This window comes from Zymobacter sp. IVIA_12111.31 C1 (assembly GCF_047495495.1).
Classification (GTDB): domain Bacteria; phylum Pseudomonadota; class Gammaproteobacteria; order Pseudomonadales; family Halomonadaceae; genus Zymobacter.
The window spans coordinates 2,329,445-2,353,639 of sequence record NZ_CP179930.1 but is presented as its reverse complement, the minus strand read 5'-3'; the positions used below and the strand labels follow the sequence as shown (position 1 = coordinate 2,353,639).

Sequence of the window (24,195 nt, the reverse complement as noted above, 5' to 3'; positions counted from 1 at the left end):
CCTTGTCGTTTATGGCACATGTATGTGTCACGCGGGGATAGACGATCAGTGCAGCGATACGTTGGATGTGGCGGCCGATGATGGCATGTGCGAGGCCGACGGTGACGTGGCATCGTCAGCGCTTGCCGAGGGGCTCGCTTCTTCCTGCGTAGCGCCGTTGAGGGTGTGGTTGAGGATCAGCGGCGTATTGGTAGGACGCACGCCAACGTGAATCACCACATCACGTGAGCTGCCATCACGGAACAGGCGCAGCTTGACCGGGGTGCCCGGGTGCAACTGAGTGATGTTGATGATGGCCTGCTGGGTGTCGATCAGCGGCGTATCATTGATCGACAGAATCATGTCGCCCGCTTTCAGCCCGGCCTTATCGGCGGGCGTATCGGGAAACACGTTGGTCACGACCAAAGCGCTGGGGGCGTTGAGGTTGAATGAGCGTGCCAGTTGCAACGGTACGCTGCGAGCGTCCATACCGATCCAGCCGCGGCGCACATAGCCGGTCGTGACAATGTCATCAAGCACTTCATGCGCGATGCTTGAGGGAATGGCAAAGCTGATCCCCTGTGCACCGCCGGAGCGCGTGAAGATCACCGTGTTGATGCCGACCAGTTCGCCATCGGTATTGATCAGCGCGCCGCCGGAATTGCCCGGGTTGATGGCAGCATCGGTCTGAATGAAATTCTCATAGGCGTTGACGCCGACCTGACTGCGGCCTGTGGCACTGATGATGCCCATGGTTACGGTCTGGCCAAAATTGAACGGATTGCCGATCGCCAGCGCGATATCGCCGACGTGGATGCTGTTGGCTTCCGCGACGGTGATGGTGGGCAGCGCATCAAGTGTGATCTTGAGAACGGCCAAGTCGGTATCTGAGTCGACGCCAACCACCGTAGCGGTGGCTTCGCGTCCGTCACGCAATGCTACCCTGATGTCATCGGCATCGCGAATGACATGCTGATTGGTCAGAATGTAGCCTTTATCGCTTAGAATGACGCCAGAGCCAACATTGTCGATATGAAGAGCGGCGGCATCCTTTTCGGCCGTAGTCGAATCTGTCGCTTCAGTGCGCGTGGTGTGATCGGTCGAGGTGCGGGCAGGTGATGCTGGAGTGACACTGGGGTCATGCTGATCGACGAACCGTCGATACAATGGGTCATTGCGCAGCGTGTTGCGATGGCTGTCTACTGAACCGTCAGTCGAGGCGCTCTGCTCATCGTTCTTCGAACTGAGCGAATAGACGCTGACGACGGCCGGTGCCGCGCGTTCCACGGCGCTGGCATAGCCTTGTGGATGCGACCCCGAGGCGATGAACACCGGCGGCGAATGAGGGTCTGTACTCAGGGTGACCGCGTGCGGTGATGATGTGTTACCGCCCCCCATTCGGCTTAGCCAGGCAGGATATCTGTCGAGAACGATCAGGGCGATAAGCAACCCGCACAGTACGGGCCAGAAGAGAGAAACCAGCAGTCGGCGCATGGAATGTCCTGCATGTTGGTCGGTGTGACATAAGTGCTCTTGCAGGCAGGACGGGCAAGAGACACCGCGATTCGAATGGCGATGCCCGGCAACAGGCGGCGTGCCATAACGATTTCAGTTTATCATTGGGGGGAAGGGCTGTCTGCCCGCATTCCCAACAGACAACCGCAAGGAGCACGATCATGTTGCGAGATGAGTTGATCCAGCGAATGGATACTCTGCTCGAACCAGAGGCCTTCAAGGACTACACCGTCAATGGGTTACAGGTCGAAGGTCGGCGTGAGGTTCGCAAGGTGATGACGGGCGTCACGGCCTGTCAGGCGCTATTGGATGAAGCCGTTGCCTGGGGGGCTGACATGGTGCTGGTGCATCACGGCTTCTTCTGGAAGAACGAACCCAGCACGGTAACGGGCATGCGCTATCACCGCCTGCGTGCACTGATCAAACACGACATCAACCTTGTCGCTTATCATTTGCCGCTGGACGCTCATCCTGACATGGGGAACAACGCTCAGCTGGGTGCAGAAATGGCGTGGTACCGCACACACGTGCTGGACGGTCCGGTCGGGCGTGGTGTGGTCTGGAAAGGCCGTACATCGAAGCCGTTCGAGCACGATACGCTGGCGGCCAAGCTGGAAGCACGTCTGGGGCGTGCGCCGTTGGTCATTCAGGCGCATCAGCGTCCCATTCAGACCATCTGCTGGTGCACTGGTGCAGCTCAGGACATGATCGAGCTGGCATGGCAGAACGGTGCAGATGCCTTCGTTTCGGGCGAAATTTCTGAACGAACCACGCATATCGCACGCGAACTGGGTATCAGCTATTTTGCCGCAGGGCATCATGCTACCGAGCGAGCAGGTATCCGCGAACTGGGTAACTGGCTAGCACGCGATACCGGCGTTGAACATCGTTTCGTCGATATCGATAACCCCGTATGAGTGAGAGCCCCGACTGCCGTTATGGCGTCGGGGCTTTTGTGATCACTCCTGACGGTCGTTGGCGCGTCGAGCCTGGAGTGTACGCGTCAGCAGAGCGCGCAGCGTGGCGGGTTTTACTGGCTTATTGATGAGGTGATAGCCCGCTCGCTTGACCGTTTCTGCCACCTCTTCTGTCCGGTCGGCCGTAATCACGATGCCGGGTACGTCTCCTTCCAGCTGTTGGCCCAGCGTATCCAGCGCCATCAGCCCCGTCACATCATTGCTGAGATGATAGTCCGCGAGAATGGCATCGGGATCGCCATCCAGATTGCGCAGTACCGAACGCGCGCCACCGATACTGGTCGCGGTATACACCTCGCATTCCCAGCCGCTCAGCATCGCTTTCATACCTTCCAGCGTAATGCGCTCGTTGTCGATGCACAGGATGCGGATGCCCTGCAGACGGTTGCGGGTGGCCGGACGACGTGTGCGCTGTGCCAGTTCTTCTCGGCTTTCAACCTTGACGCCGCGTTTGTAGGGTACCGTTACGCGGAAGACCGTGCCTTGACCCACTTCCGAAATCAGCGTCAGTTCATGTTCCAGCACGTTGGCCATACGCTCGGCGATCGACAGCCCCAGTCCCAGTCCCTTTTCGCTTTCGGCATGGCGTGACTGCGACTCAAGGCGGCGGAACTCCTCGAAGATTTCTTTCTGTTTGCTTTTGGGAATGCCTGGGCCGGTATCCCACACTTCGATGCGAATGGTGTCGCCTACATGGCGGCAGCCCAGCAGCACGCGTCCCTGTTCGGTGTAGCGCAGCGCGTTGGACAGGAAGTTCTGGACGATACGGCGCAGCATCTGCGGATCGCTGTCGACTACGGCAGAGGTCGATACGACAGACAGATCAAGTCCTCGTTCAGCGGCAATGACCTCAAACTGTGCCTTGAGCGGTTGCAGAATGTCGCTGAGGGCGAATACCTTGCGGCGAGGTGTAAGCGCCCCGGAATCGAGCTTCGAGATATCCAGCAGTGTGCTCAGTAGTTCCTCAGCCGACTGCAATGAGGCATCAATGTGCGACAGCGTTTGGGCATATTCGCTGTTTTCCAGCTGTTGATTGAGCGCCGAGGTGAAAAGGCGCGCAGCGTTCAGTGGTTGGAGCAAATCGTGGCTGGCCGCAGCCAAGAAGCGGGTTTTGGAAGCATTGGCCGTTTCCGCGACCTGCTTGGCCTGGCGCAGAGCTTTCTCTGCGCGTGCGCGTACTTCGTTCTCCTGCTGGAGCGCTTCGTTCAGCTGCTGCAGGCGTGAGGTGCGCTCACGCACGCGCTCTTCCAAGTGCTCGTTGGTTTCCTTCAGGGCGATCTCGGCCAGACGGCGCTCGGTGATGTCTTGATAGAGTGCAAAGAACCCCAGTACGCGCCCAGCTGAATTGAAGTGGGGGGTGTAAGTCGCCAGCATGTGACGCAGCTGCCCCGTTGGCTCTTCCACCGCCACCTCGAAGCTGACCCGTTCCCCCGCCAGTGCCCGCATCATCCACGGTTCGCGCTCACGCCAGGCCGCAGGAGGCAGAATATCCTTGGCCTGCTTACCGATAGCTTCGGTTCGGTCGATGCCCATGCCTGTCTCATAGGCACGGTTGGTAAACAGATAATGGTTCTGCGTATCGAAATAAGCGATTAGCGCGGGCACGTTGTCGGTGTAGATACGGATATTGCTTTCCGAACGAATCAGCGCCTCTTCGGTGCGCTTCTGCTGCGTGATGTCCTGATACGTATAAACGAAACCGCCTCCCGGCATCGGGCTGCCATGAATGTCAAGCACCGTGCCGTCTTGCCGGTAACGCAGGTAGTGATGGGGTTTGCACGACTCCAGATTGGCCAGCATTTGTGCAACGTGTTCTTCGCTGTCGCCCGGGCCGTATTCACGGTTGTAAGCGTTGTAGCGGAAGATGCGCTCAATGGGGGTGCCCACGCGGATCAGGTTGTCCGGGAAGTCGAACAGCTCCAGATAGCGCCGGTTCCAGACCACTAGGTTGAGATTGTGGTCGATGACGCTGATCCCTTGCTGGAGGTTATCCACCGTCGATTGCAGCAGCGAACGGTTGAATTCCAGTACCTGCGAGGCCTCATCGACGATCGACACCACGTCGGAAAGCTCGATGCCGCGCTTCGATAGCGCCGAGTTCATGACCAGACGCGCCGAGGAGGAACCGATGGCCGATGCCAGCAGCCCCTCGCTGAACTGCAGCATGTCGATGGAGGCCAGTGTCTGGTCGGTCATCGGCCACGGGTGACGCTGAGCGAAGCGCTCGAAGGCTTGTTCGACCTGAGCCTTGTCGAGGAAACGGCGACACAGTGCCTTGAGATCGCGCACGGATGCTGCCCCCAACCATGGACGGTTGATGGACGGCGGCATAGTGCCGGCGCTTTCCACGAATAGTGAGGCCTGAATGCGCTCCACCACGCGCTGAGAGGTCAGCTGCGATAGCCCGATATAGGCCAGAATATTCAACCCTAGTGATAGCAGCACACCCTGCGTGAGCGGGTCAGCAAATCTCAGCCCAAACGGCGCCAGTGGGCGCAGCCAGTGCAGACCAAGAGGCCCTTCCGTCAGCAGGGCAGAGGGCAGCAGCTGTGCCTGCACTAGCGTAGGAATTAGCAGCGTATACCCCCACACCAGCAGCCCCAGCAGCATGCCGATGGCTACGCCGATGCGGTTGCCGTGTTTCCAGTACAGCCCACCGATGACGGCAGGAATCATCTGACTCATGCCTGCCAGTGCCAGCAGCCCCAGCGAGGCCAGCGACACGTGTTCGTTGAACATCATTGAGCACAAGTAACCCAGTGCGACAACGATCAGAATGATGGCGCGCCGGGCGCGCAGTACACGGCGCGTATACCCACCTTTGCTCAAATCGAACCAGCGCAGCTTGAGCAGAATCGGGATGACGACTTCGTTCGACAGCATGATCGACAGCGTCAGGCTGGCCATCAGCAGCATGCCACCGGCCGCTGTCAGCACACAGATGAACGCCAGCATAGCCAACAGTGGATGGTGGCCGAGAGAAGCCAGTGCCATCAGGTAGCCATCGGTCGGTACGCTATCGCCGAGCAGCGAGCGCCCTTGCAGCGCCAGAGGCATCACCATGGTGGCCGTCACGGCGAGATAGCCGACGAACAGCCAGCGTGCTTGGCGTGTATCGTCGCGCTGAGTGTGCTCAACCACCGTGACATGGAACTGGCGCGGTACACAGATGATCGCCAACATCGTCAGTAGCGTCTGAATCAGCACGCCTTGATCAGATAGCTGGGCCAGTAGCGATGGAGGTGAGGACGGCGCAGGGGCCGAGGCCAATGACGGTACGGTCAGCGCCTGATCAGATTGCGGAAGAGGAAGCAGACCAAACTGCCACAGCAGCGCCGCGCCCAAAGCGACGAAGGCCAGCAGCTTAAAGACAGACTCGAATGCAATGGACTGAATCAGTCCCTCGTGATGTTCGGTAGCATTGGTATGGCGCATGCCGTGAAGCATGGCAAAGACCGCCAGAATGACGGCAAGGAACAGCGTGATGTCCACACTGACCGGGTTGTGCGTCATGACATCATCGGCGGGCGTCAGCAGGTGCAGCGCTAGGCGCAGCGCATCGAACTGAAGCGCCATATAGGGCAGCGTGACAACGAGCGCTGTCAGGCTGCATAACGCCGCTAGCCCCTGCGACTTGCCATAGCGTGAAGCAATGAAATCGGCGATCGAGGTCACGTTCTGACGCTTAGCTACGCGGATCAGCTTATCCATGACCGGCCAGAAGAACAGGAAGCCAAAGATGGGGCCAATGAAGTGGGTCAGGTATATAAAACCGCTGGATGCGGCCTGGCCGATGCCGCCCAGAAAGCTCCAAGCGCTGCAATAGACGGCCAGCGTCAGACTGTAGAGAATTGGCCAGCGGTGTACAGGTTCCCGTGACTGGGCACGGTGATCACCGTGCCATGCCATGAAGGACAGCAGGGTGATATACCCCAGCGTTATCGCAATCAGAATCCACCCTGGAATCATGCGCCTCTCCTCGATCGATCTTGATCGCTATGGTAACGCATCGCCGTGCTGCTCGCCCCTCTGTCAAAGGGCTAATCGACAGCGTGCATAAAGCGTGATGCTTACGGTGATGGACGGGAGGGTGGTAACATCGCGCACTCCCATCGACAGCCTTAGACAGACATCATGCAGACCACACACACCGCTCAGCACTATGATCCCGCGCATCCCGAACAGCAGCACGCGCTGCCCGGTGACGAAGACCGTCAGGACTGGGCATCGGCCGACGCCGAGAGCGATCTGCTCGAGTCCTCTTCCGCTTCTGCCAGCGATGAGATGAAGCGCAAGCGCGAGTTCAACAAGCTGCAGAAACGACTGCGTCGGCAGGTGGGTAATGCCATCATCGACTATGACATGATCCAGGAGGGCGATCGCATCATGGTCTGCCTGTCCGGCGGGAAAGACTCCTATACGCTGCTGGAGATCTTGCGCAACCTTCAGCGCAACGCACCGGTCAATTTCGAGCTGATCGCTGTCAACCTTGACCAGAAGCAGCCTGGGTTCCCTGAGCACATCTTGCCGGAATACCTCGATAAGCAGGGAATTCGTTACCACATCATCGAGCGCGATACCTATTCCGTGGTCAAGGAGAAGGTGCCCGAAGGCAAGACGACCTGCGCACTCTGTTCGCGCCTGCGTCGAGGCACGCTGTACGGTTTCGCCGAAGAGATCGGCGCGACTAAGATCGCGCTCGGCCATCATCGCGACGATATTCTCGAAACACTGTTCCTCAACATGTTCTTCGGCGGCAGCCTGAAATCCATGCCGCCCAAGCTGCTGTCCGACGATGGCCGTCATATCGTCATCCGTCCGATGGCCTATGTCAGCGAAGCCGACAGCGCCGCGTTTGCCGAAGCGATGCAGTTCCCGATCATTCCGTGCAACCTGTGCGGTAGTCAGGAAAACCTACAGCGTCAGAACGTCAAACAGATGCTGAATGAATGGGGACGCCGATATCCCGGCCGCATTGAGTCCATGTTCAAGGCGGTCACGAACGTGGCACCGTCGCAGCTGGGTGATCGCGAGCTGTTCGATTTCAAAGGATTGGAAGATAAACGACGTGAGCGCTTGCGTAATCGTATCGATATCCGCGATACTACCGACGCTGCAGAAGAGCTCCCGACACACGTAATACGTTGATGAGACTGCCACTGGCAGAAAATGGTTGACTTTCATCAGGGTGTCGGTAGAATGCAGCGCCATGTGACGGACGGGTGGTTAGCTCAGTTGGTAGAGCACCAGCCTTACAAGCTGGGGGTCACAGGTTCGAACCCTGTACCACCCACCACGTTGCAAGCAGATATGCGGACCGGTAGTTCAGCTGGTTAGAATGCCGGCCTGTCACGCCGGAGGTCGCGGGTTCGAGTCCCGTCCGGTCCGCCATTTACTGTCCGTAAAACAGTGGATGTTCTGTGAAGGTGGCACGGCACCTTGATATCGTGCGCACAATATGTGATATGCGGACCGGTAGTTCAGCTGGTTAGAATGCCGGCCTGTCACGCCGGAGGTCGCGGGTTCGAGTCCCGTCCGGTCCGCCACATCACACATTGTATTCCTATCGGGTGGTTAGCTCAGTTGGTAGAGCACCAGCCTTACAAGCTGGGGGTCACAGGTTCGAACCCTGTACCACCCACCATGCGGACCGGTAGTTCAGCTGGTTAGAATGCCGGCCTGTCACGCCGGAGGTCGCGGGTTCGAGTCCCGTCCGGTCCGCCATTTCTTTTGTGACATCTCTGATCATTCGATCAACTCTCTTTTGTATTTATCTTTTTCATAGCATTACTGTGCTGCTCAGGCATAAGTAATTAAAGCTTGACGCTTATGCGTTGAGGCTTATCCTGCTCCTGCTCCTGCTCCTTTATCCAGTCTTTGTGTTTGGAATCCAGACTTTTACCAGGAATGCCGTCGATTTTCAGATAAGCATCAAAAGCCGTCTCAATACTCTCCCTTATTCCACGACCCTCTTCTCTGGGTTTTCATGCTTTCCTGTCGATAGGGCTGCTATAGTGCGTGTCCGTCGCGTGGATGCGGTGCGGCTTCTTATAGATGTGACAGGGTAAGGAATCAATGGCTCGATCTCCTCTTCAATCTCGTCAGTTGCAGCGTCAGATTTTTGATCTGGTGCGCGTTCTCTTTGGTCGTCACACGGGTGTGGCGCTGTTGGTCATTTTGGCGCTGGGTGGCGTGTGGTATTGGTCGCAGCAGTCTGCGCGTGAGCGCATGAGCTGGGAGGGGGTGCCGCAAGTGCAGAGTATGTCGGATTGGCATGCGTGGCACCGGGTGTTGCGCAACGATGCCTATATGGTGGGGTGGTCAGATGTGCGTGTGGCGCCACTATGGGTTGTCTATCGCTTGGATGCCAAGAAAGATCAGTACCATTTGAAGCGTCCTGATGGGTTTGAGCAGGATTGGCGTTCGGTGGTGCCGTTGGTGTCGGCAGCCTATACGGGAACGGGATATGACCGTGGTCACATGGCGCCCAATTATGCCATTGCTTCTCTCTACGGCAAGGATGCTCAGCAGCAGACGTTCTTGATGACGAACATTGCACCGCAGCGACCTAATCTGAATCGCAAGTTGTGGCAGCGCTTAGAGGCGGCAGAGATGGATGTGCTGTTGCCTCAGATGGGTACGATGTGGGTGATTGATGGGCCAATCTACGGTGCGCAGCCTCAGTACCTGTCAACGTGTCGGGGGTGGGTGGCGTCATTGATGTCGTTTAAGGCGCCTGTATGTGTAGCGGTGCCTCAGTCGTTCTACAAGATTCTGGTCGTGCCGGGGCAGCAGGGGCGAGCTACGCGGATGCTGGCGTTTATCTTTCCGCAAGAGGTGCGTGGGGATGAGCCGTTGGATCGCTATATCACGACTGTTGATGAGGTTGAGCGGCAAACGGGTTTGAACTTCTTTCCTAAATTACCGGAGGCTCAGCAGCAGCGTCTGGAGTCGGTAGCGGATACGTCGGCTTGGCCGTTGTCTCAGTTTGTGCGTACACCGTCCCGGTACTGAGGAATATGGTTTTCGGAAGGATGTCTATTTTGGTGCTGGAGTGAGCTTGTTTTTTCTGAGTAGACTATGTGATAGCGGCATCGCCCGGTGGGCGGTGCCGTTTTTTTGTGTCAGTAGGGGCAAGTTGCCTTGTGGTGTGTCTTTTGAGTGTTTGGAGGGTGTGATGGCGCGTGTTGCTTCAGAAAGGGTGGGGCCGATTTCCATGGTCAAAGGGGGTTGGAAGAAGGGGGTGCGCTGGGCGCTAGTAACGTTGCTGTGTTTCATACTGCTTTCCATCGTGACGATCATCCTGTTTGATCGCTATTTTGTGCCGGGGTTGCTTATTGCGGGCTGGCTGGTCTACCTCAAAGCGGATTGCGTGATGAGTGTTAGGATGACTCGAGAGGAGGTGGAGCGAGTGATTGGGCAAAAGGGGTATCGTTGCTATCAGAATGATAGTTGGGGGTATGCTGCTGTGGGGCGTCTGCTTTCCGATAAATTCAGAATCGTGACTGATGAATCGGGTCTTCGTCTTGAGGGGAGTCGTGAGGTTCTTAAGCGAGTGGCCAAGATTTTGAACAAGGCGTGATGTGATTGCGGGTGTGAATAGGCGGGTAAGGTGCTGCTTGTAGCTGGCTGGCTGAAAAGGCGTGTTTCCTGATGATGGGGTGCGTCTTTTTTTGAGTGCTGGAGGCGGGTGATGCGGGGATGGGGGGTATAGATACAAAAAAACCACGCTTTAGCGTGGTCTCTTGTCTTGCTTTCCAATGGCTTGGAAAGTGGTGCCCGGAAAAGGACTTGAACCTTCACGTCCGTAAGGACACTAGCACCTGAAGCTAGCGCGTCTACCAATTCCGCCATCCGGGCTTATCTTGATGGCTTGCACTTTACATCGTTTATTCCGCGATGTCTAGTGGTGCCCAGGAAAGGACTTGAACCTTCACGTCCGTAAGGACACTAGCACCTGAAGCTAGCGCGTCTACCAATTCCGCCACCTGGGCTTTTCAGTCGAATCGTTCAGCGTTTGGCGCTGTCCGTTTCGTCTCAAGCGAGGCGTATATTACTGATATTTTCGGAAGATGCAACCCCTGCGTTCAACTTTTTATCATTCTCTTGGGTTCGTTGAAGGCATGGCGCTATACTGGCCCCATGTACAAACATTCAGAAGACTATAGTATTTCGTATCTCCCTCTCTTTACGCTGCGCGCAGTCTCGTTCGCCTTATTCAGCCGGTTTGTAGCGCTTTTTTCAGGATATCATTCATGAAGCAGTGGACCTTGAACGAAGATCCCAACGCAAAACGGGAAGCCGAAGCTTACGAGAACCCTGTGCCGAGCCGCGATTTTCTGCTCGAGCAGCTCGTCGAGCATGGAAAACCCCTCTCGCACGAAAACATGAGTCGCCGCCTTGGCATCGAAGATGAAGAGCGCCAAGAAGCCGTGCGACGTCGTATGATTGCCATGGCGCGCGACGGTCAGTTGATCCGTACCGCCAGCGGCTCCTATATCCCCGTCGATCCTAACGACCTTATAGAAGGGCGTGTCATCGGCCATCGCGATGGCATTGGCTTCCTTGAGCGTGCCGATGGTCAGAAGCCTGATCTTATCCTGCCGCCACGCCAGATGCGCCGCGTGTTCGATGGCGACGTCGTTAGGGCGCGCGTAGGGGGTAAAGACCGCCGTGGCCGTGAAGAAGCGGTTATCGTCGAGGTGTTGCAGTCCAATACCCAGACGCTGATGGGCATCTACCGCGATGCCACCGGTAGCCACTCCGGCGGTACGCTGGTGCCCGAAAATTCGCGCGTCGTGCATGAAATCGTGATTCCGGTTGACGGTATCAACGGTGCCAAAGATGGTCAGGTCGTTGAAGTGCGCATCACTCGCCAGCCTGACATTCGCAATGCGCCGGAAGGTGAAGTCATCGAAGTGCTTGGGGAGCGCATGGACCCCGGCATGGAAATCGAGATTGCCGTTCGCGAGCACGACATCCCGGTTGAATTCCCGTCTGACGTCAAAGCGCAGATTGCCAGCATGTCGGATCAGGTGGCTGAGGCCGATAAAGCCGGGCGTGTCGATCTGCGAGACATGCCGTTGGTGACGATTGATGGCGAAGACGCCCGCGACTTCGATGATGCGGTCTATGCGCGTCGGACGCGTACCGGCGGCTGGAAGCTGTACGTCGCGATTGCTGATGTGTCGTATTACGTCGAAGTCAATTCCGCACTCGATAACGAAGCGCGCACGCGCGGCAACTCGGTGTACTTCCCGGGGCAGGTTGTGCCAATGCTGCCGGAGCTGCTGTCCAATGGACTGTGCTCCATCAATCCGGATGTTGACCGCCTGTGCATGGTCTGCGAAATGAACATTTCGCAGAAAGGCGAGCTGACGCGTTACGCCTTCTATGAAGGGGTGATGCAGTCGCATGCCCGCCTGACCTACAACAAGGTCAGCGCCATGCTGGAAACGCCGGACAGCGAAGAAGGTATCGCCCTGCGTCAGCAGTATGAGCATGTCGTTCCTGCGCTGGAAGAGCTGTATGCCCTGTACGGTGCACTGCGTCATGCGCGCGACGAACGCGGCGCTATCGACTTCGAAACGACCGAAACGCAGATCATCTTCAATGATGAACGCAAGATCGACCGTATCGAGCCGCGCGAGCGTAACGAAGCGCACAAGCTGATCGAAGAGTGCATGCTGGCGGCTAACGTCGCGACGGCACGCTTCCTGCAGCGTCATCGTATGCCGGCGCTCTACCGTGTTCACGCAGCGCCGGCGTTAGAGCGCCTAGAAAATCTGCGCATGTTCCTTTCCCCGCTGGGGCTGAGTTTGGAAGGTGGCGAAAAACCGTCTCCTGCCGACTATCAGCAGCTGCGCGAACGCATTGCCGGCCGCTCGGATGAAGACATTATCCAGACCGTCATGCTGCGTAGCATGAGTCAGGCCACTTATACCCCGCATAACGAAGGTCACTTCGGGCTGGCATACAAGGCGTATGCGCACTTTACATCGCCGATCCGTCGCTACCCCGATCTGCTGGTGCACCGCGCCATCCGCTCGATCATTCGTAATGGACAAGAAGGTGAGCCGGGCATCCGCCGCGTCGAGACCACGCCGGTTGATAACGTCACTCGCTGGTACCCGTACGACTTCGAACAGATGGTCGAACTGGGTGAACATTGCTCAATGACCGAACGCCGTGCCGACGAGGCGACGCGTGACGTGACGGACTGGCTGAAATGCGAGTTCATGAGCGACAAGGTGGGCGGCGTGTTCAACGGCAAGGTGGCCGCCGTGACTTCCTTTGGCCTGTTCGTTCGTCTGGATGACTTCTATGTCGAAGGACTGGTGCATATCTCTGCACTGCCTTCCGACTTCTATCAGTTCGAGGCCGAGCGCCATCGTCTACGCGGTGAGCGTAGCGGCACGATCTTTGCGCTGGGCGACGAGGTGACCATTCAGGTGGCCCGCGTCGATCTGGATGAGCGCAAGATCGACTTCGTGATGGCAGAAGGCGTTGCGCGTCCGACCAAACGCTCCTCACGCCGCTCGGCTGAAAGCGATGCCAAGCCTAAGGCGCGTTCGTCGAAAGCTAAGAAATCAGCAGCGAAGAAGAAGGGCGATGGCGCTAGCGCTGCGGCTTCCGAGACCGTCGGTGAACCTGCCAAGAAAAAACGCAAGGCTCGGCCGGGGCGCAAGGAGCGTCAGCGTCGCAAGGCTGCTCGACAGAAAGAGACGCAGTCAGAAACGGCTGCGCCGGCATCGCCGCGCAAGCGCCGCACCACTCCTCGTAAAGATTGAGAAATTCGATAAATGGTCAACAAGCGTAATCCTTCTCGTACACCGGCGGCTCGCGAGCGCCGTCGCCCTGCCCCCAAAGGGGCGGCCACGCGCAGTGCGCGTCCCGCTCCAGCGGGGCCGCGGTTGCCCAATGGCGTGGAGCCCGTGTATGGCGTGCACAGCGTTGAAGCACTGCTGGCACGTCCTTCGGCGTCCGAGACCATTCGGACACTGTGGGTCCAGCAGGGTGACGCCGAGCGCCGTCTGCACGAGCTGATGGCTCAGGCGCAGTCAGTCGGGATTCCGGTTGAGTTCATGGTGCGCGAACAGTTGGATGCTGCTGCTTCGGGGGGCAACCACCAAGGCATCATGGCACTGTGCCCGCCGATCGAGCCTGCCAGCGAGCAGACGCTCTGGTGGCGTCTCGACGATTGGAAGGCCGAACAGGCTCCGCTATTTCTAGTGCTGGATGGCGTAACCGATCCTCACAATCTTGGTGCCTGCCTGCGCAATGCCGATGCGGCAGGGGCGCACGGTATCATCGTACCTAAGGACCGTTCGGCCACGCTCAATGCAACGGTGCGCAAGGTCGCTTCAGGCGCGGCGGAAGCCGTACCGGTTTATCAGGTCACCAATCTGGCGCGAACCCTCACCACGCTGCAGGAAAAAGGCGTATGGGTGCTGGGCATGGCCGGTGAAGCCGAATCTATGCTGTACGATATCGACCTGACCGGGCCGTGTGCACTGGTCATGGGAGCGGAAGGCAAGGGCATGCGTCGGCTCACTCGCGAGCGCTGTGACCAGTGGGCCAAGCTGCCGATGGCGGGCGAGGTCTCCAGTCTCAACGTCTCGGTTGCGGCGGGCATCACGCTGTTCGAGGCCGTGCGTCAGCGTCGCTGACGCACCCCGCGCATTATTTGCTTGTCCGATAGGCTCGGTATCATTAGAATAATGCGGTTTTCATATGCCAGCGTCAGGCTGGCATACCTCATAGCAGTAAAAGGCACGGGCATTCTTGCCGCTATCACGCCTTTTGCTCCTCCTTGCTTCCAGACGGGCTTGTCCCCGATCGGAAGCTGCCAACCCGTAAGGAGACATCATGCGTCACTACGAAATCGTGTTCATGGTTCACCCGGACCAGAGCGAGCAGGTTCCGGCGATGATCGAGCGCTACACCAGCATCGTTACCGAAGCTGGCGGTCAAGTGCATCGTCTTGAAGATTGGGGCCGTCGTCACCTGGCTTACCCGATCAACAAGCTGCACAAAGCACACTACGTTCTGATGAACGTTGAGTGCACCGGCGAAGCGCTGGCGGAAATCGAAAACATCTTCCGCTTCAACGATGCCATCATCCGTAACCTGGTTGTCCGTACCAGCGAAGCGGTCACTGAAGCTTCTCCGATGATGAAAGCCAATGAAGAACGTGGCCGTCGTCGTGAAGAGCGTCCGCGCAACGATCGCGAAGATAACCGCGAATCCGAATCCGCTGAATAATCCTCTGGAGGACTGACCCATGGCACGTTTCTTCCGTCGCCGTAAATTCTGCCGTTTCACCGCTGAAGGCGTGAAGTATATCGACTATAAAGACCTCGATACGCTCAAGTCTTACATCACTGAAACTGGCAAGATCGTACCGAGCCGCATCACCGGTACGCGTGCACGCTATCAGCGTCAGCTGGCTACCGCTATCAAACGCGCACGCTACCTGTCTCTGCTGCCGTATACCGATAGCCACAAGTAAGCCACGCGTTTCGTGCTCGAACCCTGTCAGGCCTTCATTCACCATTGAGTCTGATCGCATCGCTGATGCTTCAGTTCATTGTGGTGGTTGATTAAGCCGACCTAAACGGTTCGGGCATGTTGTGGTTATGCAGATTCAGCACTGACCTCTGCGTCAAAAGCTGGATCCAGTAGGTATCATTATTGTTTTGCTGCCAGGCGCGCTAGACGTAACTTCGTGAATATCCGAAGTCGTTTGCCTGCAGTCAACATTAAAGAGGTTAACGAGATGGACGTCATTCTACTCGACAAACTGGGTAAGCTCGGCGATCTGGGTGACAAAGTCACCGTTAAATCGGGCTATGGCCGTAACTACTTGGTACCGTACGGCCTGGCCGTACCGGCAACCAAGGAAAACGTTGAAGCGTTCGAAACGCGTCGCGCTGAGCTCGAAAGCCAGGCTGCACTGCGTAAAGCGGAAGCTGAAAACCGTGCGCAGCAGCTGAGCGAAATCGAACTGTCTCTGGTGGCTAAAGCCGGTGACGAAGGCAAACTGTTCGGTTCCATCGGTCCGCGCGACCTGGCTGATGCTATCGCATCTGCCGGAATCGACGTTGCCAAAAGCGAAGTTCGTATGCCGGAAGGTCCGCTGCGTCAGACTGGCGAATACGACATCGCTCTGCAGCTGCACCCGGAAGTTTCCGCCAGCGTTCGCGTTGTCGTGACTGCCGAGTAAGTTGAAGTACAACATCCTGGTTTCGATCAGTGATGGGAAAGGCACGCTGCTTTGCTGCGTGCCTTTTTTATATGGTGCGAATCTAGCCGTAGCGGCTTGATTTGTGCTCAGCGTTTCTTCATGAGCCGTGGCAGTCAATGTGCCGCTCTGCGCTATCATGAGGGACCTGACATGTCTGTTGCGTTGCGGGAAGGTTGGAAATCACTATGACTGATGCCATCGAGCATGATGAACAGACAGCGGCGCTGAAAGTGCCGCCTCATTCGCTGGAAGCCGAGCAGTCCGTTCTCGGTGGTCTGATGCTGGACAACTCGGCGTGGGATGACGTCTCTGAGCGCCTAGTCAGCGATGATTTCTATCGTTTCGAGCATCGCCATATCTTCAATGCGATGAAGCAGCTGGCAGAGGAAAGCCGCGCGGTCGACGTGGTCACGCTGTCAGAAGCGCTGGAGCTGCGCGATCAGCTCGAACAGGTCGGCGGACTGGCCTATTTGGCGGAGCTGGCCCGTAATACGCCGTCGGCGAGCAATATCAAGGCATATGCCGATATCGTGCGTGAGCGCGCTACGCTGCGAAAACTGATTCAGGCTGCAGGGCAGATCGCAGATGGGGCTTTCAATCCTCAAGGGCGTCCTGCTGACGAACTGGTCAACGAAGCCGAACGTTTGGTATTCCAGATATCCGAGTCGCGTCCCAAGTTCGGTGGACCACAGAACATGGGGCAGCTGCTGACCAAGGCGGTCAGTCGTATCGACGAGCTCTATAATATGAAAGGCCAGATGACGGGACTGTCGACCGGCTTCCACGATCTGGATGAGATGACTTCAGGGTTGCAGCCTTCCGACCTCGTTATCGTTGCAGGGCGCCCCTCGATGGGTAAGACGACCTTTGCAATGAACCTTGTCGAGCACGCTGTCGTCAGCAGTGACAAGGCAGCGGTCGTCTTCTCAATGGAGATGCCTGCGGAGCAGCTGATGATTCGTATGGTGTCGTCTCTGGGGCGCATCGACCAGACGCGTATGCGTACGGGGCAGCTGGAGGATGAGGATTGGCCGCGCCTCACCTCTGCGGTGAACCTTCTCAAGGATCGCAAGCTGTATGTTGACGATACGCCAGCACTGTCGCCCAGCGAGATGCGTGCGCGTATTCGTCGTCTGATGCGTGAGGCGGGTGAGATCGGCATCATCATGATCGACTACCTTCAGCTGATGCAGGTGCCGGGTATGTCCGACAACCGTACGGCTGAGATCTCCGAGATATCTCGCTCGCTTAAAGGGATGGCGAAGGAGTTTCAGTGTCCGGTCGTCGCGCTGTCGCAGCTGAACCGCTCGCTTGAGCAGCGCCCCAACAAGCGTCCTGTTATGTCGGACTTGCGTGAATCTGGGGCAATCGAGCAGGATGCGGACGTTATTGCCTTCGTCTACCGTGATGAAGTCTATAATCGCGATAACCCTGATAACAAAGGGTTGGCCGAGCTGATCATCGGTAAGCAGCGTAACGGGCCTATCGGTACGGTGCACATGGCCTTCATTGGTAAGTACACACGCTTTGAGGATCTGGCGCCGGAAAGCTACGGTCAGTACGAGGAATAGAGGAACGGTTGCCGCGAGGGCATTTGAGGGAAAAGAGACCTTTCATGTGCCCTGCATCGGTGATAAGTAGTGCTTATGCTACCGTTAAGCTAGGCTTTTGGTCGCGGCCCTCGATTGGATCAAGCATTCCCGTGTCTAAAAGTGTAGTATCTAATCCATACTAGGCCGCACGGCATGGTGGGTGTCGCTGCCAACCGTTTCGGACTGGCAACGTTTATAGGACCGCAATACACCGTATTGTGGTGTCATCTAGGACAAGCATGACAGGCGCTTGTCTGTCGAATGTTCTCTGTCAATGAGTAAGCATTTTCGGGCGCCATCGGTCAGGGTGCCCGAGATCGGTTAGATGCCAAGGAGAAATCATGGCTGCAGGATTCCGACGTAGTGGACGTCGTCGACAACCCAAGATCGAAGTGCGCGGTGTGCTGGAAAGTACCGAGCGTGAAGGGCCTTTCAAGGAATGGCTGGGCATGCCTGACCTCTATCGCCACACGCTGGTCGTGGATGGCGAAGCCTATACCTATCAGGTCGAAGATCCTGAGCTGCCCGTCAACGTAGGCGATCGCATCGTGTTCCGCTATCGTGAAGCCAAGGCTGGCCGTTGGATCGACCGCAACTCGCTGGGACGTGCTATCGACCCTAGCGATTACGCTGCTTCCTGAGACAATGCGAGCCGCAAGCGTTCGTTGCGAGGCACTGGGCGTGAGCGCCGAAAGCGATCATCCCTGAACGTCTGGGGCTTGCCGTTGTCATTTAGTGGTACCACACTGGCCTCATGGGGTCATGTTGGCCAGTGTGTCCTATCCTTACACCCGAGTGCGGTCATTCACCGAATATCGGTGATTTCATGACCTTCATCGGTTCCCTGCGGTGGTTACGTCTTTTGACTCGTTGGCCGATAATGCGCTGGCGGGTTCATAAAACTGTCACTGGCCTTTTCCTGTAACGTTCTGTATACCGATGATGGTCAGACGTAAAATGTACTCGTGCACTCATGACCTTATAGCGTGTATTTCTTGCTGCCAGCATGGAGAAAGCTATTACGTATCAACACTATGACAATAAGGAGAGTCTTGAATGAACATCTCTCAGCTTAAAGAAGTGGCTGCCCATCAACAGGATGTGCGGATCCACGTTATTCGATCATTGGCCAGCAAGCTGTATCAGATCGAATGTGAGGCCGAAACGGGCCACAGTGTGGCGCTTGAAGAACGCGGTCGTCCGCAACTCTTCCGGTCACTCGAGGACGTCTATGACGTGCTCAAGCAGGTGGGCGTGCAGCATGCCTGGCTGGTACGCTGGGAACAGCGCCATCCGACAGCATCGAAAGGGGCTTGCCTCCCTCCCAAATCAGGCCTGATTCAGGTCGCCCTCTGACGCCGAGATAATCGGCGATCGTAAGTGAAAAGTGTTATCAGCAAAAGCGTCGCAATAGCGGCGCTTTATTGTATGTATAGCGCTGCTCTTGCGACGAATACCGTATAATGGACTTAAACGGTACAGTATCGGCGGTTAGGTGCGGTGTCACCTTCCGCGCTTGCTTCTTCAACAAGGAGGTTGCGAATGTCATCCCCTCGCTTCGGTGTTCTGCTGGCGAACCTGGGTACGCCAGATGCGCCGACGGCAAAGGCCGTACGTCGCTATCTGCGTGAGTTTTTGTCGGATCGTCGTGTCGTGGATCTGCCGCGCTGGAAATGGTGGCCCATTTTGAACGGTATCGTGCTGACGACGCGCCCTCGCCGCGTGGCAAAGGCCTACGCGTCGATCTGGACTGATGAAGGTTCACCGTTGCTGGCTATTTCACGCCGCCAGCGGGCTGCACTCGAAGAAAAGTTGCGTGAGCATTTCGGGGAAGATATTCCTGTCGCGCTGGGCATGGATTACGGTAATCCTTCCATTGTCTCTGCGGGGCGTGAGCTGCGCGACGCGGGGGTCAAGAATGTGCTGGTGCTGCCGCTCTATCCTCAGTTCTCCAGCTCGACCACGGCGTCGATCTTCGATCAAGTGGCGCGCGCGCTCAAGCAATGTCCAGCTCATCCTGGATTGCGCTTCGTACGTAGCTACTGCGATCACCCGCTGTACATTCAGGCACTGGCCAATAGCGTGCAGGAGCACTGGCAGCAGCAAGGCCAGCAAGGGCATCTGGTGATGTCGTATCACGGCATTCCCAAACGCTATGCTGAGCAGGGTGACCCGTACCCGAATGAATGCGAGACCACCAGCCGTCTACTGGCCGAGGCACTTTCGCTTGCACCGCATGAGTGGACGATGACCTATCAGTCGCGTTTCGGGCGTGAAGAATGGCTGCAGCCCTACACCGACGAGACATTGATCAAATGGGGTAAGGCGGGAACACCACCGGCAGTGGATATTATGAGTCCTGCTTTTGCGGCGGATTGCCTAGAAACGCTAGAGGAGTTGAGCGAAGAAAATCGCGAGAACTTCATGCATGCGGGCGGCAAGCGCTATGCGTATATTCCGGCACTCAATGATCGCGACGACCACCTTGAATTGCTGACGTCACTGGTGGCTCAGCATACGCAAGGTTGGTAGTCGCTGGTTTGGCGGCTAGTGGCGTCAAGCGAATCAACTTCTGATATATCACTGCATTATCAATGACCAAGTCATACGTAGCCCGGCCCTTCTAGGATTATCAGTCTAGAAGGGCCGGGCTTTTTTATTGTCGATCTATAGCGCTGCTTTTTTTAAGAAGAAATGGGTCTGATCTTGAACCAGATGGAGTACATCGCTGGCAAGAATATCAATGTCAGTATTGTGCCTGCCAGAGTGCCGCCAATAAGGGTATAGGCTAGCGTTCCCCAGAACACGGAGTGGGTGAGTGGGATGAAGGCAAGAATCGCGGCTAACGCCGTCAGTATTACGGGCCTTGCACGCTGAACAGTGGCCTCAACAACGGCATTGAACGGTGCCAATCCCGCTTGCTCATTCTGATGGATCTGACCAATCAATATCAGTGTGTTGCGCATTAATATTCCGGATAGTGCGATGAGGCCAACCAGCGCATTGATGCCGAACGGCTGCTGGAAAATCAGTAAGGTTGGCACTACGCCGATCAACCCTAACGGGCTTGTTGCAAACACCATGATCATGCCGGCGATGGAACGCACCTGCAATATGATGATGAGCAGCGTAAAGGCAATCATGATTGGAAACAGTGGCAGCATGGCCGTTGTCGCTTTGGCTGATTCTTCGATCGATCCTGCTTGCTCTATCTGGTAGCCCGGTGGGAGTGTCTTGATGACTGTCTGCAGTTGTTTGAAAACCGCTGTAGAGACATCAGGGGGCTGCTGTCCTTCAGCAATGTCCCCTCGCACGGTGATCGTGGGAGTGCGATCTCTACGTCGAAGAATAGGGTCTTCCATACGTACCTCTACCGTTCCCACCTGTGAAAGTGGGATGCGCTGGCCTGCTGATCCCACTAACGTGAAGTTAGTGATCTTTGCGGGGTCGAGGCGAGTATCTCCTGCTGCCCGGCCTACCACTTGGACGGTACGAATATCTTCGCGCACCTCCGTGATGGGGATTCCGCTGAGCAGGAATTGCAGCTGTAAGGCCACGGACTGAGATGTCAGTCCAATGGATTGAAGCCGATTTTGATCAAGCGTGAAGTGCAGCGCAGGTGTGCGTGGCCCCCAGTCAGTGTTGACCGTGCGCATCATGGGATTGGCGCGCATGATGTTGGCCACATCATTGGCTATGTTGCGTAGTGTGTTTCGATTTGGCCCTGTCACTCGATAAGCCACCGGGAATGGGGACGGTGGGCCAAATACAATTTGGGTAATGCGGGCCTGAGCTTCTGGTGCTAGTCCTTCCGCTACCGCATGGCGCAGCCGGAATTTGAGTACCTCACGTTCTTTATCATTGCCTGCAAGAACAACAATTTTGGCAAATGATGGGTCGGGTAATTCGGGCGACATCGCTAGAAAGAAGCGCGGAGCGCCTTGTCCTATATAGGACGTCACTATGCGCGCTTCTTTCTGTTTCTTCAGCCATGCTTCTATCTTGGCGGTTGCTGCGCTGGTTCGTTCAATCGATGTGCCATATGGCATCTGCACCTCGATAAGAACTTCTGGCCGATCAGACGTTGGGAAGAACTGTTTATTGACCAGCCCCATACCAAGAATGGCAACGGCAAATGTTGCGACCACAGTGCCGGCTACCAGCCACTTATGAGCAATAACGCGTCCCAGTGCTTTTCGGAAACGGTTGTAATGACGAGTGTCGTAAATGGCCTCGTGACCACCTTCTACTTTCTTGATGTCCGGAAGCAGTTTGACGCCTAAGTAGGGCGTAAACGCCACAGCAACTACCCAGGATACAATGAGGGCAATGCCCACAATCCAGAACATGTTGCTGGTGTATTCTCCCGCCGTAGAACGAGCAAATCCATTGGGCATGAAACCGATCGCTGTCACCAATGTGCCGGACAGCATTGGGGCCGCCGTATGGCTCCATGCATAGGCTGATGCTTTGACTCGGCTGTAGCCTTCTTCCATTTTTACGACCATCATTTCGATGGCGATAATGGCGTCATCTACCAGTAGACCCAGTGCCAGAATCAGTGATCCGAGCGTAATACGATCAAAGTTCTTGCCGGTGGCGGCCATGATGATGAACACGGCGGCTAGCGTCAGTGGTACGGCTGCGGCTACTACAATGCCGACACGCCAGCCCATGCTTAGAAAGCACACCACCATCACGACCAGCAAGGCCACAAAGAACTTGACCATGAATTCATCAACTGCGGCGCTGATATTGACGGCTTGGTCAGTTACTTTGGTCAGCGTTATGCCCAAGGGTAGCTCTGCATTGATCTTGGCAGCTTCGGCTTCGAGGGCTTTACCCAAGTCGAGGCCATTCCAGTCATCACGCATAACAACGCCAAGCAGCAGTGCGGGTTCGCCATTGTTCCGAACTAAGAAGGTGGCTGGGTCTTCATAGCCTCGTTCCACGGTGGCCACGTCCGATAGCGTTAGCGTTCTTCCTTGTACCACGATCGGGGTCTGGCGAATTTTATCCAGATCATTGAAGGCCCCCTCAATGCGTATGAAGACCTGTGGTCCATGTGTCTCAATGGAGCCGGATGGAGTAAGCGCATTCTGGCCGTTGAGCGCAGCAAAAATGTCTTGTGGTGTAATGCCCAATGTCGCTAGACGTTCGTGGGAAAACGAGACAAAGATGCGTTCGGCCTGTTCGCCGATGATATTGACCTTTTTTACTCCGGCAACGTGCAAGAGCTGCTGACGCAGATGTTCTGCATCACGCGCCAGCAATCGTTGAGGCTCGTCTTTTGCCTTGAGAGCGAAGAGTGCAAAGGTCACATCGGCATACTCGTCGTTGAGCATGGGGCTTATGACGCCCGAAGGGAGTTTCTTCGTTTCATCTCCGATTTTCTTGCGCGCTTGATAAAACTCTTCCTGAACTTGAGACGGTGGCGTGCTGTCGCGCAAGAAGACCATCGTGAAGGCCAAGCCTGGGCGAGTGTAGGTCTCGGTATGATCGTACCAGCGCAATTCCTGCATTCTCTTTTCGAGGGGATCGGCTACCTGATCCTGCATTTCCTGCGCTGTTGCCCCCGGCCAAGCTGTGATGATCGTCATCTGCTTGATCGTAAAAGGAGGGTCTTCTGCTCGCCCAAGAGAGAAAAAGGCGAAGATGCCCGCAACACTGATCAAGATGATCAGAAACAGCGTAATAGAGCGCTCACGTACGGCAAGTGCGGAAAGGTTGAAGCGTCTTTCGTTCATGGATGCTCTCCGTTCGCCATCAAGCCGCCTTGATCCATCGGTCTGACGCTGTCGCCCTCATGAAGCAGATGAGCGCCGAGAGATACCACTGAATCACCGATCCTAAGATCACCTTGTATCTGTGCTTCTTCGTCCGTAAAGCTGATTACTCGAATGGGGTGCCAGGCGACTCTTGCAGGCTTGCCTTCGACGACCCATACCCCCGGCCCATTGCCCGGATCGAACAGTGCGCTAATGGGAACGGTGAGCGATGACGTAGCATCTGTGACCCCCGCGATTTCAACGGTAACTGTCGCTCCCAGTGGGGCTTGAGATGATGGGCCCGTAAGCGTGTATTTGGCCTCATATGTACGGCTTGTCTGGTCAGCAGCGTCGGATAGTTGCCGCAGCCTTGCGAGTACGGGAGTTTGTCGGTTTCCATATAACGTTGCTTTGGCGGCTGAGCCGATAGGCGGACGTAATGTTTCCGGCAGATGCACAACGGCGTCACGTTGGCCGTCTTGTGCCAGTCGTACAACGGGTTGTCCTGCACTGACGACTTGGCCCGGTTCGGCAAGTGTCTCGACAACAGTGCCGTCAGCGTCGGCAAGCAGTAAGGCATAGCGTGACGCATTTTGGGCAACGTTTGCTTGCGCTTCAGCTGCTTTAAGCTGGGCCTGGGCCGAGTCTGCCGATGCCTTGATCTGATCGTATGCCGATGCTGAAACAGCCCCAGCATCAACCAGCCCTCGATAACGTGCTTCATCATCTGTTGCTTGTTTGGCACGAGCGCGCGCTACGGCCACGGCTTCTTGAAGGACATGTGCCTGCAGGTTTAGGTCAATGGGGTCAATGCGCATGAGCGCTTGTCCTCGCTTGACTCTCTGACCTGTGTCGACCAGACGTTCCTGCACCTTGCCCGATACGCGAAAGCCCAAATCGCTTTGAATCTGAGCAGCCACAGTACCGGTGAATGATCGAGAAGGGGTGGACGCGCCATGGACCGGCGCGACTCTGACGAGCGGAGCCTCAGTGCGAGGGTCCGGCTCATGCTTGCTGCTGCATGCCATCAATACGAGCGGCAGCAGAAGGAAAGTGCAGGGGATAAGTTGGCGCCGAAGCATGGGAGCTCTTCCTATGGAGAAACATTGCTCCCATCT

17 protein-coding genes and 7 tRNA genes are annotated in these 24,195 nt (G+C 56.5%); 18 read left to right on the top strand and 6 right to left on the bottom strand.

The window, feature by feature from the left end; translation table 11 throughout:
- Positions 1-45 precede the first annotated feature (45 nt).
- Positions 46-1,473 (bottom strand): S1C family serine protease, encoded by a 1,428-nt coding sequence (locus tag ACMHYW_RS10575; RefSeq protein ID WP_414499882.1) that lies wholly within the window; start codon positions 1,471-1,473, stop codon positions 46-48.
- 179 nt (positions 1,474-1,652) lie between these two features.
- Here ACMHYW_RS10575 and ACMHYW_RS10570 point away from each other — a divergent pair, with 179 nt between their 5' ends.
- Positions 1,653-2,411, top strand: a complete 759-nt coding sequence (locus ACMHYW_RS10570; RefSeq protein ID WP_027705910.1) for a Nif3-like dinuclear metal center hexameric protein — start codon at positions 1,653-1,655, stop codon at positions 2,409-2,411.
- Positions 2,412-2,453: 42 nt separating this feature from the next.
- Here the strand turns inward: ACMHYW_RS10570 and ACMHYW_RS10565 are convergent, their stop codons facing one another.
- Entirely contained in the window at positions 2,454-6,440 is a 3,987-nt protein-coding gene (locus tag ACMHYW_RS10565; RefSeq protein ID WP_414499881.1) for a NahK/ErcS family hybrid sensor histidine kinase/response regulator, read from the bottom strand.
- Positions 6,441-6,755: 315 nt separating this feature from the next.
- On the opposite strand from ACMHYW_RS10565, the gene ttcA reads away from it, so the two are divergent.
- The 8 genes from ttcA to ACMHYW_RS10525 all read left to right on the top strand — a co-directional run bounded on the left by ttcA (position 6,756) and on the right by ACMHYW_RS10525 (position 10,053).
- Entirely contained in the window at positions 6,756-7,619 is an 864-nt protein-coding gene (gene ttcA, locus ACMHYW_RS10560) for a tRNA 2-thiocytidine(32) synthetase TtcA (protein WP_414501504.1), read from the top strand.
- A 72-nt stretch (positions 7,620-7,691) separates the two neighbouring features.
- A tRNA-Val gene (locus tag ACMHYW_RS10555) sits at positions 7,692-7,767 on the top strand.
- An 18-nt stretch (positions 7,768-7,785) separates the two neighbouring features.
- A tRNA-Asp gene (locus tag ACMHYW_RS10550) sits at positions 7,786-7,862 on the top strand.
- 78 nt (positions 7,863-7,940) lie between these two features.
- Positions 7,941-8,017 (top strand) — tRNA-Asp (locus ACMHYW_RS10545).
- Positions 8,018-8,039: 22 nt separating this feature from the next.
- Positions 8,040-8,115 (top strand) — tRNA-Val (locus tag ACMHYW_RS10540).
- Between the two features lie 3 nt (positions 8,116-8,118).
- Positions 8,119-8,195, top strand: a tRNA-Asp gene (locus ACMHYW_RS10535).
- Positions 8,196-8,546: 351 nt separating this feature from the next.
- Positions 8,547-9,485, top strand: coding sequence for a DNA/RNA non-specific endonuclease (locus tag ACMHYW_RS10530; RefSeq protein WP_414499880.1), 939 nt, complete (start codon positions 8,547-8,549; stop codon positions 9,483-9,485).
- 163 nt (positions 9,486-9,648) lie between these two features.
- Positions 9,649-10,053 (top strand): hypothetical protein, encoded by a 405-nt coding sequence (locus ACMHYW_RS10525; protein WP_414499879.1) that lies wholly within the window; start codon positions 9,649-9,651, stop codon positions 10,051-10,053.
- 191 nt (positions 10,054-10,244) lie between these two features.
- Here the strand turns inward: ACMHYW_RS10525 and ACMHYW_RS10520 are convergent.
- Positions 10,245-10,331 (bottom strand) — tRNA-Leu (locus tag ACMHYW_RS10520).
- A gap of 47 nt (positions 10,332-10,378) precedes the next feature.
- Positions 10,379-10,465 (bottom strand) — tRNA-Leu (locus tag ACMHYW_RS10515).
- A 261-nt stretch (positions 10,466-10,726) separates the two neighbouring features.
- Between ACMHYW_RS10515 and rnr the strand changes: the two genes are divergently transcribed.
- The 9 genes from rnr to hemH all read left to right on the top strand — a co-directional run bounded on the left by rnr (position 10,727) and on the right by hemH (position 19,841).
- Complete coding sequence (rnr, locus tag ACMHYW_RS10510; RefSeq protein WP_414499878.1) at positions 10,727-13,261, top strand: ribonuclease R; 2,535 nt, start codon at positions 10,727-10,729, stop codon at positions 13,259-13,261.
- 12 nt (positions 13,262-13,273) lie between these two features.
- A complete protein-coding gene (rlmB, locus tag ACMHYW_RS10505; RefSeq protein WP_414499877.1) occupies positions 13,274-14,140 on the top strand; it encodes a 23S rRNA (guanosine(2251)-2'-O)-methyltransferase RlmB in 867 nt (288 codons plus the stop codon).
- A gap of 199 nt (positions 14,141-14,339) precedes the next feature.
- On the top strand, positions 14,340-14,735 hold the full coding sequence (gene rpsF, locus ACMHYW_RS10500) for a 30S ribosomal protein S6 (RefSeq protein WP_027705914.1): 396 nt from the start codon (positions 14,340-14,342) through the stop codon (positions 14,733-14,735).
- A 19-nt stretch (positions 14,736-14,754) separates the two neighbouring features.
- Positions 14,755-14,982, top strand: coding sequence for a 30S ribosomal protein S18 (gene rpsR, locus ACMHYW_RS10495; RefSeq protein WP_027705915.1), 228 nt, complete (start codon positions 14,755-14,757; stop codon positions 14,980-14,982).
- A gap of 267 nt (positions 14,983-15,249) precedes the next feature.
- Positions 15,250-15,696, top strand: coding sequence for a 50S ribosomal protein L9 (gene rplI, locus ACMHYW_RS10490; RefSeq protein WP_027705916.1), 447 nt, complete (start codon positions 15,250-15,252; stop codon positions 15,694-15,696).
- Between the two features lie 206 nt (positions 15,697-15,902).
- The gene (gene dnaB, locus ACMHYW_RS10485; RefSeq protein ID WP_414499876.1) at positions 15,903-17,288 is read left to right on the top strand and encodes a replicative DNA helicase; all 1,386 of its coding nucleotides are present in this window, start codon (positions 15,903-15,905) and stop codon (positions 17,286-17,288) included.
- 362 nt (positions 17,289-17,650) lie between these two features.
- On the top strand, positions 17,651-17,950 hold the full coding sequence (locus tag ACMHYW_RS10480) for a hypothetical protein (RefSeq protein ID WP_027705918.1): 300 nt from the start codon (positions 17,651-17,653) through the stop codon (positions 17,948-17,950).
- 415 nt (positions 17,951-18,365) lie between these two features.
- Positions 18,366-18,665 carry a DUF6482 family protein gene (locus ACMHYW_RS10475; RefSeq protein ID WP_414499875.1) on the top strand — a complete coding sequence of 100 codons (300 nt, stop codon included), beginning with the start codon at positions 18,366-18,368 and terminating at the stop codon, positions 18,663-18,665.
- A 186-nt stretch (positions 18,666-18,851) separates the two neighbouring features.
- Complete coding sequence (gene hemH, locus ACMHYW_RS10470; protein WP_414499874.1) at positions 18,852-19,841, top strand: ferrochelatase; 990 nt, start codon at positions 18,852-18,854, stop codon at positions 19,839-19,841.
- 152 nt (positions 19,842-19,993) lie between these two features.
- On the opposite strand, the gene ACMHYW_RS10465 is transcribed toward hemH, so the two are convergent.
- Positions 19,994-23,056, bottom strand: a complete 3,063-nt coding sequence (locus tag ACMHYW_RS10465) for an efflux RND transporter permease subunit (protein ID WP_414499873.1) — start codon at positions 23,054-23,056, stop codon at positions 19,994-19,996.
- Positions 23,053-24,105 carry an efflux RND transporter periplasmic adaptor subunit gene (locus tag ACMHYW_RS10460; RefSeq protein WP_414501503.1) on the bottom strand — a complete coding sequence of 351 codons (1,053 nt, stop codon included), beginning with the start codon at positions 24,103-24,105 and terminating at the stop codon, positions 23,053-23,055. The genes ACMHYW_RS10465 and ACMHYW_RS10460 overlap by 4 nt, the downstream gene beginning before the upstream one ends.
- Positions 24,106-24,195: the final 90 nt, after the last annotated feature.

Bases quoted from the DNA above. Each gene is read 5' to 3' on its own strand.
- ACMHYW_RS10575 (WP_414499882.1), bottom strand. From the start codon at position 1,473: ATGCGCCGACTGCTGGTTTCTCTCTTCTGGCCCGTACTGTGCGGGTTG.
- ACMHYW_RS10565 (WP_414499881.1), bottom strand. From the start codon at position 6,440: ATGATTCCAGGGTGGATTCTGATTGCGATAACGCTGGGGTATATCACC.
- ttcA (WP_414501504.1), top strand. From the start codon at position 6,756: ATGAAGCGCAAGCGCGAGTTCAACAAGCTGCAGAAACGACTGCGTCGG.
- ACMHYW_RS10530 (WP_414499880.1), top strand. From the start codon at position 8,547: ATGGCTCGATCTCCTCTTCAATCTCGTCAGTTGCAGCGTCAGATTTTT.
- ACMHYW_RS10525 (WP_414499879.1), top strand. From the start codon at position 9,649: ATGGCGCGTGTTGCTTCAGAAAGGGTGGGGCCGATTTCCATGGTCAAA.
- rnr (WP_414499878.1), top strand. From the start codon at position 10,727: ATGAAGCAGTGGACCTTGAACGAAGATCCCAACGCAAAACGGGAAGCC.
- rlmB (WP_414499877.1), top strand. From the start codon at position 13,274: ATGGTCAACAAGCGTAATCCTTCTCGTACACCGGCGGCTCGCGAGCGC.
- rpsF (WP_027705914.1), top strand. From the start codon at position 14,340: ATGCGTCACTACGAAATCGTGTTCATGGTTCACCCGGACCAGAGCGAG.
- rpsR (WP_027705915.1), top strand. From the start codon at position 14,755: ATGGCACGTTTCTTCCGTCGCCGTAAATTCTGCCGTTTCACCGCTGAA.
- rplI (WP_027705916.1), top strand. From the start codon at position 15,250: ATGGACGTCATTCTACTCGACAAACTGGGTAAGCTCGGCGATCTGGGT.
- dnaB (WP_414499876.1), top strand. From the start codon at position 15,903: ATGACTGATGCCATCGAGCATGATGAACAGACAGCGGCGCTGAAAGTG.
- ACMHYW_RS10480 (WP_027705918.1), top strand. From the start codon at position 17,651: ATGGCTGCAGGATTCCGACGTAGTGGACGTCGTCGACAACCCAAGATC.
- ACMHYW_RS10475 (WP_414499875.1), top strand. From the start codon at position 18,366: ATGAACATCTCTCAGCTTAAAGAAGTGGCTGCCCATCAACAGGATGTG.
- hemH (WP_414499874.1), top strand. From the start codon at position 18,852: ATGTCATCCCCTCGCTTCGGTGTTCTGCTGGCGAACCTGGGTACGCCA.
- ACMHYW_RS10465 (WP_414499873.1), bottom strand. From the start codon at position 23,056: ATGAACGAAAGACGCTTCAACCTTTCCGCACTTGCCGTACGTGAGCGC.
- ACMHYW_RS10460 (WP_414501503.1), bottom strand. From the start codon at position 24,105: ATGGCATGCAGCAGCAAGCATGAGCCGGACCCTCGCACTGAGGCTCCG.